The organism is Allosphingosinicella sp. (genome assembly GCF_059502505.1).
In genome coordinates, this window is record NZ_JCACEU010000017.1 from 69186 (window position 1) to 84509 (window position 15324).

Here is a 15324-nt window from a genome sequence, read left to right on the forward strand (position 1 = left end):
GCTCAGCCCAGCCAAGTGACGTGGCCCATCTTGCGGCCGGGGCGGGCTTCGCCCTTGCCGTAGAGGTGCACGTGAGCGGTCTTGTCGGCCATGATCTCGCGCCAGCTCGCGACGTCCTCGCCGATCAGATTCTTCATGCGCACCCGCGGCACGACCATTTCGGTGGCGCCGAGCGGGAGGCCGCAGAGGGCGCGAATGTGGTTCTCGAACTGGGACGAGAGTGATCCCTCGATCGTCCAATGGCCGCTATTGTGGACGCGCGGCGCCATCTCGTTGAACACCGCGCCATCCGGCCCGGCGAAGAATTCGAGCGTCAGCACACCGACATAATCGAGTGCGTCTGCGACCTTGAGCGCCAGCGACCTCGCTTCACCGATCGCCGCCTCCAGCTCCGACGGAGCGGGCGCCTCGGACAGGTCCAGAATGCCGTTCACATGGGTATTGCGGGGGGCGTCCCAGAACAAGGTCTCGCCCGACGGCGACCGGCAGAGCAGGATCGAAAACTCAGCGTCGAAGCGGATGAAGCCTTCCAGGATCGAAGGCGCTCCCCGCATCGACGACCAGGCGGCTTCCGCCTCGCCGGAGGCGTGGATGCGTGCCTGGCCCTTGCCGTCATAGCCGAACCGGCGGCTCTTCAGGATGGCAGGGCTGCCGATGTTGCCGAGGGCCGTCTTCAGCTCCTCCAAGCTCGATACCGGCGCAAATGGAGCAGGCCGGCCGCCGAGGCCGGCGACAAACTCCTTTTCCGACAGGCGGTCTTGCGCAATCTCGAGGGCCCGCCGCGGAGGGTAGAGCGGGGTTTCCGCCGCCAGCGCGTCGAGCGGCCTAGCGGCGATATTCTCGAACTCGTAGGTGGCGACGGCGACGCCTGCCCCGAAGCGAGCGAGCGCCTCTTCGTCGTCATAGGCGCCGCGCGTGAACAGGGCCGACACCTCGGCAGCCGGAGGCGCCTCTTCCGGCGCGTAGATATGGCATTTGTAGCCGAGCTGGGCTGCCGCCAGCGCCAGCATGCGACCGAGCTGGCCGCCGCCGACGATGCCGATCGTGGAGCCCGGCTCGACGATTGTCATTCCGGCGTTTCGGCGATGCCGTCGGTCTGGGCCTGCCGCCAAGCGTCGAGGCGCGCGGCGAGCGCGTCGTCCGTCGTCGCCAGCATCGCCGCCGCGAGCAGGCCGGCATTGGCCGCGCCCGCCTTGCCGATCGCGAGCGTGCCTACGGGCACGCCGGCAGGCATCTGGACGATGGAGTAGAGGCTGTCGAGGCCGCGCAGCGCCTTGGTTTCCACGGGCACGCCGAGCACGGGCAGCCGGGTCATCGACGCTGCCATGCCGGGCAGGTGGGCAGCCCCGCCGGCACCGGCGATGATTGCCTTCAGGCCCCGATCTGCCGCGCCCTTCGCATAATCGTAGAGCCGGTCGGGCGTGCGATGAGCCGAGACGATCCGCGTCTCATGCGGCACGCCCAGCGCCGCGAGCATGTCGGCCGCGTGGCGCATCGTCTCCCAGTCGGACTGGCTGCCCATGATGATGCCGACGAGCGGCTTTTGCTCTGCCATTGCCCACCTTTGCCCCGGCGAAGCACAGCCTCTTAGGCGGCGCCCCGGCAACTGGCAAATGCCCGTACGCACCTCCCGGCCCCTTGGCCATCTGTTAACCGAAAGGCGGTAGAGCCGTTCGCGAACCTTCAGCCGGGAATAAAGCGAACGTGGCCGACGATCACAGCATCATTGCCGACCTTGCCGACGAGGAGTTAACCGCGCGTGCGCGTGCGGCGATGTCGGAGCTTGCCGACCGCAACTCGCTGCTTCGCGCGTCTCTGTCCGAGATGCGGGCGCGGATCTTCGAGCTCGAGCAGCTCGCCGACAGCGACACGCTGACGCCGCTGCCGAACCGCCGCCGCTTCCTGCGGGAGCTGGAGCGGGTGACCGCCTATGCCACCCGGCACGGCACGCCCGCGGCGGTGCTCTACTTGGATCTCGACAATCTGAAGGCGATCAACGACGCGCACGGCCATTTCGCAGGGGACGCTGCGCTGATCCACGTTGCGCGACTGCTCCAGGGGCTGATCCGCTCGACCGACGTCGCGGCGCGGATCGGCGGCGACGAATTCGCCCTGATCCTCGACCATCTCGACCATGACAGCGCGATCGACACCGGCGAGCGCATCGCCCGCTGCGTGGCCGACAACCCGCTCGACCTTGGCAGCTCTGAGGTGCGGATCGAGGCGTCGATCGGCACCGCTACGATCCTGCCGGGCGATACGGTGGACGACGTGCTGCAGCGCGCCGATCGTAACGTGCAGCTGGCGAAAACGGACGGCTGAATCGTCCTCCTTGCTTTCCCCTCTCCCTCTGATGGGAGAGGATACGTAGCCTTGGCGACCAAGGAGCCTAGGCGGAGTTGGTGAGGGTGACACCGTCCGCGGCAAATCCGGTGACGCTGCCACCCTCACCCAGCTTCGCCTAAGCTCGCCAAGAGGCTCGCCAAGGCTGCGCAACCCTCTCCCATCCAAGGGAGAGGGAGTGGCTGAGGTCAGCGGTCCTTCAGATAGTAACGCTCGATCTCGTTCAGGCTCTCGTCCAATTCGTAGACGATCGGCTGGCCGGTCGGGATCTCGAGACCGGTAATCTCGTCGTCGGGTATGGCCGAGAGGTGCTTCACCAAGGCGCGGAGCGAGTTGCCGTGGGCTGAGATGAGCACGCGCTGGCCCTGCCGGAGGGCGGGGGCGATGCGCTCCTCCCAATAAGGCAGCACGCGCGCGATCGTGTCCTTGAGGCTCTCGGTCTGCGGGATCGGCACGCCCTTGTAGCGAACGTCCTTGGCGAGGTCCCACGGGCTTCCTTCCTCCGGCAAAGGCGGCGGGATGTCGAAGCTGCGGCGCCACAGATGCACCTGGTCGGCGCCATGCTTGGCCGCCGTCTCGGCCTTGTCGAGGCCCGTGAGACCGCCATAGTGACGCTCGTTGAGGCGCCAGTCCTTCTCCTCGGCCAGCCAGAGCCGGCCCATCGCCTCCAGCGCGATGTGGAGCGTTTTGATCGCCCGGGTCTGGAAGCTGGTGAAGCAGAGGTCGAAGTCGAGCCCGCGCTCCCGCATCAACTCGCCCGCCTCCCATGCTTCCTTCTCGCCCTGGGGCGTGAGGCCCACGTCCCACCAGCCGGTGAAGCGGTTCTCGAGGTTCCAGGCCGATTGGCCGTGGCGGATCAGGACGAGGCGGGGCATCAGCGGCGCGCGGGCAGTTCGTCGATGATCGCGTGGAGCGCGTCGAGGCAGGAGCGGGCGAGGAGGCGGCTGCGGTCCGGGGACCAGCCTTCCGCCGCGTCCGGCAGGTCGTCATTGTCCTTGAACGGCATCTCCAGCGTCATCGAGACGGCGCCGAAGCGCTCGGCGAGCTGGGCGGTGGACATGGACAGGTTCGCCTGGCCGGGGGCGGGGATCTCATAGCCCTTGTCGGTCTGGAAATCGGGCGAGATCCGCACCAGCGCCTCGCTGAAGCGGTTGAACAAATTGCCCTGCGCCTCGGTCCAGGAGGGGATGCCCTCGAAGCCGGCGAGGAAGTTGGCGGCGATCGCCTCGTCGCCATGAACGTCCATCGCGAAATCGACGCCGGTCTTGTCCATCTCGCCGAGCACGTAGAGCACTTCCGGGCTGCGCTGCGGCGAGGGGTCGTGCCACTCGCGGTTGAGGTTGATGCCGGCGGCGTTGGTGCGCAGGTGGCCGCGGCGCGAACCGTCCGGGTTCATATTGGGGACGACGTGGAAAGTCGCCTTCTCGCGCAGGCGCCGGGTGACCGGATCGGCGTCGTCGAGCAATTTCTCGAGCGCGCCTTCCATCCACCATTCGGCCATGGTCTCGCCGGGATGCTGGCGCGCGTAGAGCCAGACCTGGAAAGGGCCGTCGCCGATCTTCAGATAGTCGAGCTCCTGCCCGTCGAGCGTCTGGCCGAGCGAGCGATACTGGACCGCCGGATGCGAGATCACGGACGCGATGAAATCGTCGTGCCGCTCCATCGTATAGGGCGCGAAATAGGCGAACCAGACGCTGTTCGAAGCGGGCGTCGTGCGGATCGTCAGGATACCGCCCTCATAGGAGGTGTCGACCCGCTCCCAATATTCCCGGTCGTGGCTCATGCAGGCGCGATAACCCGGCCAGCCGTGCGGATAGGCGGATTCGGCGCAATTGACGATGCGCAGCTCGACCGGCCGGCCGGCGCCGCCGGTTAGGCGGAAGTAGAACCATTGGTAGAAGTGGGAGCGGTTGTCCTTGACGATTTCAAGCTCGACGCGGTTATCCTCGATCGAGACCAGGCGAATGTTGCCGCCGTCGAAGGCGGACGAAATGGAAAGTGTCATCGCGCGCTGATAGTGCGGCCCGACTCTCCGGGGAAGTCCTGAAACAGCGCGCCGGCCAGCCGCTCCACCGCCACCGTCCGCTCCGCCTCCGGGCTGCCGGCGCGGGCTTCCATGGTGGCGCGGCCTTCCCAGAAGACGGTCCCGTCGGAGCGGCGCTTGATGCGCACTTCCAGCATGGTGCCGACCAGCTCGCGCGATCCGCCGCCGCCGAGGCCGAAGCTGACGCCGCCGCCGATGCCGCTGCCCCAGCCGCCGGTGCCGCCGCCGATGCCGATGCTGACCGGAGAACGGCTGCGCAGCATCTCGCGCGAGCCCTGCTGGACGTCGACCAATGCGACCTGCTCGGACTGGCCGACCGTATTCACCACCGTCCAGCCGAGCGCCGAGAGCTGGCGCGCGACCGCGTCGGCATAGCTGCGGAACTCGATGCTGTTGCCATCGGCCGCGTCGAAGGGCTCGACCGCGATCTGCCCGCGCGCGATCTGCTGGCCGAGATGGAAACGGGTGACTTCGGGCGCGGCGACGATGCCGCCGCGGTTGCTGGTGGCGCATCCCGCCAGCGCGGCGGAGAGGGCGATGGCACAGGTGGCGGAGAAAAATCTTTTCATTCCAGTCCCTCTCGGCTTAGCGGCAGCTTCATATAGGGTCTGGAACGATCCGCACGCATTTTAGCTTCAGAAAGGCGGGACACCTCTAATGACGACGACCAAGAAGCCGGCCGTGCTGGTGACCGGCGGCGCCGGCTATATCGGCAGCCACGCGGTGCTGGCCCTCACCGATGCCGGCTGGCCGGTGGTGGTGATCGACAATCTCGTCACTGGCTTCCGCTGGGCGGTGCCGGAGGCGGCCGTCTTCGCCGAGGGCGACATCGCCGACCAGGCGCTGGTCGCGCGGCTGATCGAGGAGCATAATATCAAGGCGATCATCCACTTCGCCGGATCGATCGTGGTGCCGGAGTCGGTCGAGAACCCGCTCAAATATTATGAGAACAATACGGTGAAGAGCCGCTCGCTGATCGAGAGCGCGGTGAAGGGCGGCGTGCGCCACTTCATCTTCTCCTCGACCGCCGCGACCTACGGCATCCCTGACCAAGTCCCGATCCGCGAGGACCAGCGCACCCAGCCGATCAATCCCTATGGCTGGTCGAAGCTGATGACCGAGCGGATGCTCGCCGACGTCGCTGCCGCCCATCCGCTCAATTATTGCGCGCTGCGTTACTTCAACGTCGCCGGCGCCGACCCGCAGGGCCGCTCCGGTCAGTCGACGGCGGGCGCGACGCACCTCATCAAGGTCGCGGTCGAGGCGGCGATCGGCAAGCGTAGCCATGTCTCTGTCTACGGCACCGATTACAGCACCCCCGACGGCACCGGCATTCGCGACTATATCCACGTCAGCGATCTCGCCGCCGCCCATGTCGACGCGCTCGAGAAGCTGATCAAGGACCCGGAGACCAGCCACGTCATGAACTGCGGCTACAGCCGCGGCTTCTCGGTGCTGGAGGTGCTCGACAGCGTCGACCGCGTCACCAACCTGAAGATCGATCGCCGCATGGAGCCGCGCCGCGCGGGTGATCCTGACGCTCTGGTCGCGGACAACGGCAAGATCCTCGCGACCTTGCCCTGGCGTCCCAAGCGCGACGATCTCGACACGATCGTCCAGGACGCCCTTGCCTGGGAGCGCAAGCTGGCGGAGCGGGGTGCAGGTTCGTAGCGCCTTGGCGGCTGTTGGTCGAAACCCGTTGGAGCCCGACAGCCGGGCTGCCTAGCGGGCGATCGACATATGGGGAGGTGCGCGTGAAGCATGCATTCAGGGCGATCGGTATCAGCTGTGCGATGATCGTTGCAGGCGCGCCCGCAGGAGCGGCGGCGCCGGCGGCGCAGGCGCAGGGCAGCCCGCAAGCGGTCGTCGAGGAGCTCCTGGCCGCCGACCGCGCCTTCGCTGCCGCCAGTTCGAAGACCGACCTCGTGACCGGCATCTCCGCCATGTTCGCGGACGATGTTTCGATGGGGATGCCGCCGGGCAAATTCTCCCGCAACAAGGCGGAGGCTATCGAAGGCCTTCGCGCGAACCCGGCCAATGGGGGCGCCAAGGCCGAATGGACGCCGATCCGCGGCGGCATTTCGGCCGATGGGCAGCATGGCTTCACGGCCGGCTATATGACCATCACCGCTGACGGTAAGCCGCCGCGCCACGCCAAATACGTCTCTTATTGGGTGAAGAAGCCCGAAGGCTGGCGCGTCGCTTCGTACAAGCGCGGGGCGCGCCCCGATGGAAGTGCGCCGGCCAAGCTGCTGCCGCCCTCGCTGCCGCCGCGGCTCGTGGCGCCGAAAGGCGATGCGGCGGCGATCGCCCGATACAAGTCCAGCCTCGATCAGGCGGAGCGGTCCTTCTCCGACGAGGCCCAGAAGATCGGCATCGGGCCGGCGTTCAAGAAATATGGCCGGGCGGACGCGATCAACCAGGGGCAGGGCAGCGAGTTCGTGGTCGGCGCGGAGGCGATCGGCGCCGGCTTCGGGGACGAGCCGACCAGCCCGGTCACCTGGGCTCCGGACGACGTGCTCGTCGCCTCGAGCGGGGATTTCGGGATCACCTGGGGCTTCCTTCGGCTGAACGGCCCGGTGCCGGAGGGGCAGCCTGCACAAATTCCTTATACGACCGTCTGGCGCAGGGACTCGGTCAACGATCCCTGGCGCTATGTGGCGGAATAGCAGCAGCCGAACTTGACTGGATGCGCCCGCCGCACTAGGTGGGGGCCTTCATTTTCCAGCCATTTGAATCGCAAGAACAGGACGGTCGTTCGGCCATGAAGATCCGCAACTCCTTGAAGTCCCTCAAGTCGCGCCATCGCGACTGCCGCGTGATCCGTCGCCGGGGCCGCACCTACGTCATCAACAAGACCAACCGCCGCTTCAAGGCGCGCCAGGGCTGAGACCTCCCCATCAAAGCGGGACTTTGATGGGCTTCCTTCGATGAGCGGTATCAAAGGCGTCGTCTTCGACGTCGGCAACGTGCTGTACGGCTGGGATCCGGACAGCTTCCTCGTCAGGCAGATTGCGGACGATGAGGCGCGGACGCGGTTCATCGAGGATGTCGACCTCTGGAGCTGGCACGACACGCTGGACGGCGGCCGTCCCTTCGCCGAGGCCGAGGCTGAGCTTTCCGAGAAATTCCCGGACTATGCGCACCTGATCTCGGCCTGGGGCAATCGCTTCGGCGAGACGATCAGCGACCCGGTGCCGGGCGTGCACGAGATCGTCGAGAAGCTGGACGCGAAGGGCGTGCCGCTCTTCGCCATCACCAACTTCTCCGCCGATTTCTGGGCGCCTTTTCGCGCGAAGGAGGATGTCTTCTTCCGCCGCTTCCGCGACATCGTCGTGTCCGGCGAGGAGAAGCTGCTGAAGCCTGATCCGGCCATCTATTATCTGGCGCTCGACCGCTTCGGGCTGAAGCCGGCCGAGGCTTTGTTCATCGATGATCGCATCATCAACGTGGAGGGCGCGCAGGCGGTGGGGATGCATGCGCATCTGTTCACGGACGCCGAAGACCTCCGCCGGCGGCTGGAGGCCGAGGGGCTGCTCTGACCAACTCCCCTCCCTTTCAAGGGAGGGGTTGGGGGTGGGTGCGAGCGCAGCGAGCCCTCCGGCGTCGATAGCAGGAACGCGGCATCGAGCCGCGCTCCCGCTCACCCACCCCTTGATCCCCTCCCTTGAAAGGGAGGGGAGGCGATGAGGCAACCCATCCGCCTCTCAGGCTTTGTTTCGCCCATGAGACAAAGATGGCCTTCCCGGCTCTGGATCGTTCGCCACGGGCAGAGCGCGGGCAATGTCGCGCGCGATCTTGCCGACGCGGCGGGCCAAGCGGTGATCGACATCCCTCTGCGCGACATGGACGTGCCGCTGAGCGACCTCGGACACCAGCAGGCCCGCGCCGTCGGCCATTGGTTCGCGGCGCTGCCGGAGGACGAGCGGCCGGAGGTCCTGCTCTCCTCGCCTTATGTCCGCGCGCGGCAGACGGCGCAGGCGATCTGCGAAGCGGGCGGCGTCACCGGCTGGGCCAAGCCGCCGATCGTCGACGAGCGGCTGCGCGAGCGCGAGTTCGGCATCTTCGACCGGCTGACCACCGGCGGCATCCGCGAGAAGTATCCCGAGCAGGCGGAGCATCGGGCGCTGTTGGGTAAATTCTACCACCGCCCGCCCGGAGGCGAGAGCTGGGCCGACGTGATCCTGCGGCTCCGCGGCGCGCTCGATACCGTCAGCCTGCATCATGCCGACAAGCGCGTGCTCATCGTCTGTCACCAGGTGGTGGTGCTGTGCCTGCGCTACATCCTCGAGGAGATGGACGAGGCGGGGATCCTCGCGATCGACAGGGAGGGGGCGGTGCTCAATTGCGGCGTCTGCGAATATGAGTTCGAGCCGGACGATGCGCTGGGCTGCGAACCGAAGCTGGTCAGATACAATCTCGCCGCGCCGCTGATCGAGGAGCATGCCCCGATCACGTCCGAGCCGGACGCGATGGTGGCCGCACGATGAGCGCGCCCGAGACGCTGGACCGTGAGCTGCTGAAGCATTTCCCGCTGCCGCACCATCCCGACGATGGCGACAAGGAGGAGCGGGGGCGGCTGCTCGTCGTCGGCGGCAGCCGCGAACTGCCCGGGGCCGCCTTGCTTGCCGGTGTGGCGGCGTTGCGGGCAGGCGCGGGCAAGCTCCAGATCGCCACGGCGGCGAGCATCGCCTGCCAGATTGGCGTGGCGGTGCCGGAATCGCGCGTGATCGGACTGGCGGAGACGGAGGAGGGGTGCATCGCGGAAAGCGAGGTCGACCGGCTGCTCGAATGGGCCGGCGCCGCGCAGGCCGTGCTGCTCGGCTGCGGGCTTCAGCATGGCGCCCCATTGGAAAGCCTGCTCGACCGGCTGCTCGGCAGCGGCCTCGAGGTGCCGCTGATCCTGGACGCAGCCGTGCTCGGCAGCCTCTCCGAGCGCGCGGGCGCATTGAAGCGCTGGTCCGGACCGTCGATCCTGCTTCCCCATGTCGGCGAAATGGCGCGCCTGCTCGGCTGCGATCGCAAGGAGGTGTCCTCAGATCCGCTGAGCGCGGCGCGGCGTGCGGCGGAGACCTACGGCACCGTCACCCTGTGCAAGGGCGAATACAGTCACATCGTCGCGCCCGACGGCCGCGCGTTTCGCTTCCAGGGCGGTGGCGTGGGTCTCGCGACATCGGGTTCGGGCGACACGCTGGCGGGTATCGTCGGCGGCCTTGCGGCGCGTGGGGCCGATCCGCTGACGGCGGTGTTGTGGGGCGTCTACCTGCACGGCGAGGCGGGCCGAACGCTTGCGGCGAAGGTCGGGCGGGTCGGCTTCCTCGCCCGGGAACTGCTGGAGCTGGTACCGCGCCTTATGCACCAGTAGCCCTCTCCCCCCCGGAGAGAGGGAGCTAGGCGCCGTTCTTGCCGTGTTTGTCGAGCTCGTCGCCGACCAGGCGGGCGACGTGGACCACGTTGGTGGAGCCCGGGGTGCCGAATGGGACGCCGGCGGTGATGATGATGCGCTCGCCCGCCTTCGCCAGCCCGTGGCGGAGCGCCATGCGCTTGGCCTTGCCGATCATCTCCTCGAAGCTCGACACGTCCCGGGTGCGCACCGCATGGGCACCCCAGAGCAGGCCGAGGCGGCGCGCGGTCTTGGGCGAGGGCGTCAGCACGAGCAAGGGCACAGTCGGCCGCTCGCGCGAGACGCGGCGGGCGGTCGAGCCGGAGAAGGTGAAGCAGACGATCGCCGCCGCACTTACCGTCTGCACGATGTTGGCGGCGGCTTCGGCGATGGCGTCGTTGGTGGTGGGATCGGCCGGCGTCTCGGTGAAATGGACGCGGGCATAATGGGAGGGGTCCGATTCGACGCTGGTCGCGATGCGGTTCATCATCGCCACCGCCTCGACCGGCCACTGGCCCGACGCGCTCTCCGCCGAGAGCATGATCGCGTCGGCGCCGTCATAGACCGCGGTGGCCACGTCCGAAACTTCGGCGCGGGTCGGCGAGGGCGAAGTGATCATCGATTCGAGCATCTGCGTCGCCACGACCACGGGGCGGCCCATGCGCCGGGCCGCCTCGACGATCCGCTTCTGCAGGGGCGGGACTTCTTCCGGCAGCATCTCGACGCCGAGATCGCCGCGCGCGACCATCACCGCGTCGGCGAGCTCAAGGATGCCGTCGAGCCTGTCGATGGCCGCAGGCTTCTCGATCTTGGCGAGCAGGGACGCGCGGCCGGCAATCAGGCGCCGCGCTTCGGCGACGTCCTCGGGCCGCTGGACGAAGCTGAGGGCAACCCAGTCGACATGCTGGTCGAGCGCGAAGGAAAGATCCTGGCGGTCCTTCTCGGTCAGCGCGGCGAGCGGCAGCACCGCGTCGGGCACGTTGAGGCCCTTGTTGTTGGAGATGGTCCCGGCAACCTCGACCTGCGTTTCGAGCCGGTCGGGATGAGCGTCGATGACCCGCAGCACCAGCTTGCCGTCGTCGACCAGCAGCCGGGTGCCGTTGCTCACCGCCTCGAAGATTTCGCGGTGCGGCAGGTTGACGCGGGTGGCGTCGCCGGGCGCTTCGTCGCGATCGAGGAAGAAGCTCTGGCCCTTCTCCAGTACGGCCTTGTCGCCGGCAAAGCGGCCGACGCGCAGCTTCGGGCCCTGGAGGTCCGCGAGGATCGTGGTCGGCCGCTCGAGCTCCTTCTCCAGCGCGCGGATCATGTCGATCCGGGCGGCATGATCGGCATGGCTGCCGTGGCTCATGTTGATCCGGAAGGCGTCGGCGCCTGCCTCGATCAGCTGGCGGATGATGTCGGGGCTGTTACTGGCCGGCCCCAATGTTGCGAGGATGCGGACCTTGCGGGTGCGGGGGACGAACGAGGTCGGCATGGTCTCTCCGTGAGGGGCTGAGTGGCCGAATAACCACTATCGGCGGCAGTTCAACCCGCGCACTTCACGGTGCCGCTTGAGCGGCGCCGGAGCGACCCCTAGACGAGGCCGCTCACGGGATTCGAAGAGGGTTAACACATGGCGGAGGGGTCGATCGCGGCGGACGAGCTGCGATTGCTGATCGAGCGTATCGAGCGCTTGGAGGAAGAGAAGAAGGCGATCGCGGACGACGTCAAGGACGTCTACGGCGAGGCTAAGGCGCGCGGCTACGACACCAAGACGATGCGCTCGATCGTGCGCCTCCGGAAGATGGAGAAGCACGTCCGCGAGGAGGCCGAGGCGCTGCTCGAGACCTATAAGGCAGCGCTGGGCCTCGGTTGATGCGGGCGTGACGCCCGGCTAGACCAATCGGCAACGACAATAGCGAAAGCGACGACGCGGCGATGGCCGGCCATTCCAAGTTCAAGAACATCATGCACCGCAAGGGCGCGCAGGATAAGAAGCGCTCGGCGATGTTTTCCAAATTGAGCCGCGAGATCACCGTCGCGGCCAAGATGGGCACGCCCGATCCGGACATGAACCCGCGGCTGCGCGCCGCGGTGCTCGCCGCCAAGGCGCAGTCGATGCCGAAGGACAATATCCAGCGGGCGATCGACAAGAGCTCGGCCGGCGAGGGCGAGAATTACGAGGATGTGCGCTATGAGGGCTTCGGACCCGGCGGCGTCTCGCTGATCGTCGAGGCGCTCACCGACAACCGCAACCGCACGGCGACCAATGTCCGCACCGCCTTCTCGAAGAATGGCGGCAATCTCGGCGCCAGCGGATCGGTGAGCCACGGCTTCGCGCGGCTGGGCCTGATCACCTATCCGGCTTCGGCAGGGGACGCGGACACGATCTTCGAGGCGGCGATCGAGGCCGGCGCCGAGGATGTCGAGTCCGACGAGGACGGGCACCAGATCTGGACTGCGCAGGAGGACCTGCACGGCGTCGCCAAGGCGCTGGAGTCCAGTCTGGGCGAGGCCGAGAGCGCCACGCTTGCCTGGCGCCCGCAGACGCCGGTGGAAGTCGGCGAGGACGATGCGGAAAAGCTGATCAAGCTGGTCGACACGCTCGAGGAAGACGATGACGTCCAGACCGTGTGGGGCAATTACGAAGTGTCCGACGCGGTCATGGAGAAGCTCGGCTGATCCTGCTCGGCCTTGATCCGGGCCTCGGCTGCACCGGCTGGGGCGTCATCGCGGCCGAGGGAAATCGGCTGAGCTACGTCGCCAACGGCCAGATCCGGACCAACGCCAAGGCGGAGCTGCCGGCGCGGCTGGTGGAATTGCACCAGCGGCTGCTCTCGGTTCTGACCGAGCACACCCCCGCCGCCGCTGCGGTCGAGGAGGTGTTCGTCAACGAGAACCCGCAATCGACGCTGAAGCTCGGCCAGGCGCGGGGCGTGGTGCTGCTCGCCGCGGCGCAGCGTGGCATCGAGGTCGGCGAATATGCGCCGACCCTGGTCAAGAAGGCAGTGGTGGGGACCGGCGGTGCCGAGAAGGCGCAGGTCCACGCCATGGTGCAGCGCCTGCTCCCGAACGCGAAGATCGCCGGCGCCGACGCGGCGGACGCGCTGGCGGTGGCGATTACCCATGCCCATCACCTCGCCAGCGCCCGCGCCTTTCGGGGGCGCGCGGCGTGATCGCGAAGCTCAGGGGTCTGCTGGACAGCTTCGGCGCAGATCATGCTGTGATCGACGTTCAGGGTGTGGGCTATCTGGTCGGCGCCTCGACGCGCACCCTGTCGGCGCTCGGCGTGATCGGGGAGGAGGTCGTGCTCCATACCGAGATGCTGGTCGCGGAGGATTCGATACGCCTCGTCGGCTTCGGCTCGGCCGAGGAGCGCGACTGGTTTCGGCTGCTGACGTCGGTCCAGGGCGTCGGCGCCCGCGTCGCGCTCGGCATTCTCTCCGCTCTTTCCGGCGACGAACTCCACAAGGCCATCGCCAGCGGCGACAAGACGATGGTTGCCCGCGCACAGGGGGTCGGCCCCAAGCTCGCCCTTCGCATCGTTACCGAGCTTAAGGACAAGGCGGGCGGTGTCGTGCTCGGTAGCGGCGGCGCGGCGGCGCCGGCTCCGGCCGGCAGCCACAGCGCTGATGCGGTTTCGGCGCTGCAGAATCTCGGCTTCCGCCCCGCCGAGGCCTCTGCAGCCGTCGCCAAGGCGGAAGCGCAGGTCGGACCAGATGCCGGTCTTGACGCGCTGGTCCGTCTGGCCCTCAAGCTGGCGGCGAGATGAGTGATGCCGAGCGCATAATCACCGGCGACCGCAGGCCCGAGGATCTCGACGCCGCTTTGCGCCCGAAGACGCTCGACGAGTTCGTCGGGCAGCGGGCGGCGCGGGAGAATTTGCGGGTGTTCATCACTGCCGCCAAGGCGCGGGGAGATGCGCTCGATCACGTGCTGTTCTTCGGGCCGCCGGGGCTGGGGAAGACGACGCTGGCGCAGATCATCGCGCGGGAGCTGGGGGTGGGGTTCCGGGCCACTTCAGGCCCGGTGATCGCCAAGTCGGGCGATCTCGCCGCGCTGCTCACCAATCTCGAGGATGGCGACGTCCTGTTCATAGACGAGATCCACCGCCTCGCACCGGCGGTCGAGGAGGTGCTGTATCCGGCGATGGAGGATCGGGCGCTCGACCTGATGATCGGCGAGGGGCCGTCGGCGCGGTCGGTGCGGATCGATCTGCCGAAATTCACCCTGGTCGGGGCGACGACGCGGCAGGGATTGCTGACGACGCCGCTGAGGGACCGGTTCGGTATTCCGGTGCGGCTCAATTTCTACACGGTCGAGGAACTGGAGAAGGTGGTGCGGCGGGCGGCGGGTCTGCTCGGCCTAGGCCTGACCGGTGACGGCGCGACGGAGATCGCGCGGCGCTCGCGCGGGACGCCGCGCATTGCGGGGCGGCTGCTGCGGCGGGTGCGCGATTTCGCGCATTCGGGTGGGGACGAGCAGGTCGACGCTAAAGTAGCCGACGCGGCGCTGACGCGGATGGAGGTCGATCATCTCGGCCTCGACGCGATGGACCGGCGCTACCTCCACATGATCGCCGACATCTACAAGGGCGGCCCGGTGGGCGTGGAGACGCTTGCCGCCGGCCTCTCGGAGCCGCGCGATACGATCGAGGAAGTGATCGAGCCCTTCCTCATCCAGCTCGGCCTCGTCGCCCGCACCGCGCGTGGCCGCTGCCTCAACGGCAAGGCCTGGACGCACCTCGGCATCACGCCGCCCAAATCGGCGCAGGACGGGCTGTTCGACGCCGGCTAGGTCTCGTCGGCCAAAGCGAACAGTTCTTCGACTGAAACTCCGAACGCGCGGGCGATCTTCAGCGCGACGATGGTCGACGGCACGAACACGTTGTTCTCCACTGTGTTTACGGTCTTGCGGGTCACGCCGACGCGCTCGGCGAGATCGGCCTGTGTCCAGCCCCTCGCCTCCCGCGCCGCCTTGATCGAGTTCGTCAGGCCTTCAGCCATCGCGATAGGCACGCCTTTCGAGCAGCCCGAAGCGGAGCAGGGCGACCATGATGCCCACCGAGAGGATCAGGTGCAGCGCCAGCTTGGTGCCGATCGGCTCGATCATCGCCAAGACATAGAGCGCCACGCAGGTGAGCATAGCGAGGAGAAAGCCGAGGGAAAGCGCGCTCCCGCGATGGGCCCTCGTCACCTCGTCGTCGAGCAGCGCCCGCACTTCACGCCGCTTGAACCAGAAGCCGCCGGTCCAGAGCGCGGCGATCAGCACGAGCGTGAGAACAAGCCAGGCCGAGGTCTTAACGATGTCCACCCGTCGGATCAGGTCCGCCCGCTCTGGCGTCGAGAAGAAGGTCGCCTGCTGGGTGAGGAAGATGACCCCGATCAGCGGCCACATCTGCGCCCGCTTCCTGCCCAGCCGCTCGGCCTCCGCATGATCATTTGAACTCGCCATCCTCAGATCCCCAGCATTGTAACCTATGGGTGACTTGTAACCTTTGAGTTACATACAAGTCAAGCTCGCTGATGCGTCAACATCGTCTCGACTCGCCTCGGGGCGATTTTCACTCGCCTCA

At 67.5% G+C, this 15324-nt stretch carries 20 protein-coding genes; 12 read left to right on the top strand and 8 right to left on the bottom strand.

All coding sequences use genetic code 11. The annotated features are described in order from the left end of the window. Positions 1-2: 2 nt before the first annotated feature. Together AC5JBD_RS12090 and purE are read right to left on the bottom strand one after the other, a co-directional pair. Positions 3-1070, bottom strand: a complete 1068-nt coding sequence (locus AC5JBD_RS12090; protein WP_495722067.1) for a 5-(carboxyamino)imidazole ribonucleotide synthase — start codon at positions 1068-1070, stop codon at positions 3-5. Then, complete coding sequence (gene purE / locus AC5JBD_RS12095) at positions 1067-1555, bottom strand: 5-(carboxyamino)imidazole ribonucleotide mutase (RefSeq protein WP_495722068.1); 489 nt, start codon at positions 1553-1555, stop codon at positions 1067-1069. Before purE ends, AC5JBD_RS12090 begins: the two co-directional genes overlap by 4 nt. A 149-nt stretch (positions 1556-1704) precedes the next feature. Between purE and AC5JBD_RS12100 the strand changes: the two genes are divergently transcribed. After that, entirely contained in the window at positions 1705-2322 is a 618-nt protein-coding gene (locus tag AC5JBD_RS12100) for a GGDEF domain-containing protein (protein ID WP_495722069.1), read from the top strand. Between the two features lie 209 nt (positions 2323-2531). Here AC5JBD_RS12100 and gpmA read toward each other — a convergent pair whose 3' ends face one another. From gpmA to AC5JBD_RS12115, 3 genes are read right to left on the bottom strand one after another with little or no spacing between them, the layout of a single operon-like run. Further along, complete coding sequence (gene gpmA / locus AC5JBD_RS12105; protein ID WP_495722070.1) at positions 2532-3218, bottom strand: 2,3-diphosphoglycerate-dependent phosphoglycerate mutase; 687 nt, start codon at positions 3216-3218, stop codon at positions 2532-2534. Continuing rightward, positions 3218-4348, bottom strand: coding sequence for a M14 family metallopeptidase (locus AC5JBD_RS12110; protein ID WP_495722071.1), 1131 nt, complete (start codon positions 4346-4348; stop codon positions 3218-3220). The genes gpmA and AC5JBD_RS12110 overlap by 1 nt, the downstream gene beginning before the upstream one ends. Further along, positions 4345-4956, bottom strand: a complete 612-nt coding sequence (locus tag AC5JBD_RS12115) for a DUF4136 domain-containing protein (protein ID WP_495722072.1) — start codon at positions 4954-4956, stop codon at positions 4345-4347. The genes AC5JBD_RS12110 and AC5JBD_RS12115 overlap by 4 nt, the downstream gene beginning before the upstream one ends. Positions 4957-5044: 88 nt before the next feature. Here AC5JBD_RS12115 and galE point away from each other — a divergent pair, with 88 nt between their 5' ends. The 6 genes from galE to AC5JBD_RS12145 all read left to right on the top strand — a co-directional run bounded on the left by galE (position 5045) and on the right by AC5JBD_RS12145 (position 9752). After that, positions 5045-6058 carry a UDP-glucose 4-epimerase GalE gene (gene galE, locus AC5JBD_RS12120; protein WP_495722073.1) on the top strand — a complete coding sequence of 338 codons (1014 nt, stop codon included), beginning with the start codon at positions 5045-5047 and terminating at the stop codon, positions 6056-6058. An 83-nt stretch (positions 6059-6141) separates the two neighbouring features. Next, complete coding sequence (locus tag AC5JBD_RS12125) at positions 6142-7056, top strand: DUF4440 domain-containing protein (protein WP_495722074.1); 915 nt, start codon at positions 6142-6144, stop codon at positions 7054-7056. A 95-nt stretch (positions 7057-7151) separates the two neighbouring features. Next, entirely contained in the window at positions 7152-7277 is a 126-nt protein-coding gene (gene ykgO, locus AC5JBD_RS12130; RefSeq protein WP_006833921.1) for a type B 50S ribosomal protein L36, read from the top strand. 40 nt (positions 7278-7317) lie between these two features. After that, the gene (locus tag AC5JBD_RS12135; protein WP_495722075.1) at positions 7318-7929 is read left to right on the top strand and encodes an HAD family hydrolase; all 612 of its coding nucleotides are present in this window, start codon (positions 7318-7320) and stop codon (positions 7927-7929) included. A 183-nt stretch (positions 7930-8112) separates the two neighbouring features. Continuing rightward, positions 8113-8877: a histidine phosphatase family protein gene (locus tag AC5JBD_RS12140; RefSeq protein WP_495722076.1), complete on the top strand. Its 765-nt coding sequence runs from the start codon at positions 8113-8115 to the stop codon at positions 8875-8877. Then, positions 8874-9752, top strand: a complete 879-nt coding sequence (locus tag AC5JBD_RS12145) for an NAD(P)H-hydrate dehydratase (RefSeq protein ID WP_495722077.1) — start codon at positions 8874-8876, stop codon at positions 9750-9752. Before AC5JBD_RS12140 ends, AC5JBD_RS12145 begins: the two co-directional genes overlap by 4 nt. Positions 9753-9777: 25 nt before the next feature. On the opposite strand, the gene pyk is transcribed toward AC5JBD_RS12145, so the two are convergent. After that, the gene (gene pyk, locus AC5JBD_RS12150) at positions 9778-11244 is read right to left on the bottom strand and encodes a pyruvate kinase (RefSeq protein WP_495722078.1); all 1467 of its coding nucleotides are present in this window, start codon (positions 11242-11244) and stop codon (positions 9778-9780) included. A 138-nt stretch (positions 11245-11382) separates the two neighbouring features. Between pyk and AC5JBD_RS12155 the strand changes: the two genes are divergently transcribed. From AC5JBD_RS12155 to ruvB, 5 genes are all read left to right on the top strand, one after another. Continuing rightward, positions 11383-11625 carry a DUF2312 domain-containing protein gene (locus AC5JBD_RS12155; RefSeq protein WP_495722079.1) on the top strand — a complete coding sequence of 81 codons (243 nt, stop codon included), beginning with the start codon at positions 11383-11385 and terminating at the stop codon, positions 11623-11625. Between the two features lie 62 nt (positions 11626-11687). Then, positions 11688-12431 carry a YebC/PmpR family DNA-binding transcriptional regulator gene (locus AC5JBD_RS12160; RefSeq protein WP_495722080.1) on the top strand — a complete coding sequence of 248 codons (744 nt, stop codon included), beginning with the start codon at positions 11688-11690 and terminating at the stop codon, positions 12429-12431. Further along, positions 12428-12925, top strand: a complete 498-nt coding sequence (ruvC, locus tag AC5JBD_RS12165; RefSeq protein ID WP_495722120.1) for a crossover junction endodeoxyribonuclease RuvC — start codon at positions 12428-12430, stop codon at positions 12923-12925. The genes AC5JBD_RS12160 and ruvC overlap by 4 nt, the downstream gene beginning before the upstream one ends. Further along, a complete protein-coding gene (gene ruvA, locus AC5JBD_RS12170; protein ID WP_495722081.1) occupies positions 12922-13521 on the top strand; it encodes a Holliday junction branch migration protein RuvA in 600 nt (199 codons plus the stop codon). Before ruvC ends, ruvA begins: the two co-directional genes overlap by 4 nt. Further along, positions 13518-14546 (top strand): Holliday junction branch migration DNA helicase RuvB, encoded by a 1029-nt coding sequence (gene ruvB, locus AC5JBD_RS12175; RefSeq protein WP_495722082.1) that lies wholly within the window; start codon positions 13518-13520, stop codon positions 14544-14546. Before ruvA ends, ruvB begins: the two co-directional genes overlap by 4 nt. Here the strand turns inward: ruvB and AC5JBD_RS12180 are convergent. Continuing rightward, positions 14543-14755 carry a helix-turn-helix transcriptional regulator gene (locus AC5JBD_RS12180; RefSeq protein ID WP_495722083.1) on the bottom strand — a complete coding sequence of 71 codons (213 nt, stop codon included), beginning with the start codon at positions 14753-14755 and terminating at the stop codon, positions 14543-14545. The genes ruvB and AC5JBD_RS12180 overlap by 4 nt on opposite strands. Continuing rightward, a complete protein-coding gene (locus AC5JBD_RS12185) occupies positions 14748-15203 on the bottom strand; it encodes a hypothetical protein (RefSeq protein ID WP_495722084.1) in 456 nt (151 codons plus the stop codon). Before AC5JBD_RS12185 ends, AC5JBD_RS12180 begins: the two co-directional genes overlap by 8 nt. Between the last annotated feature and the right edge of the window lie 121 nt (positions 15204-15324).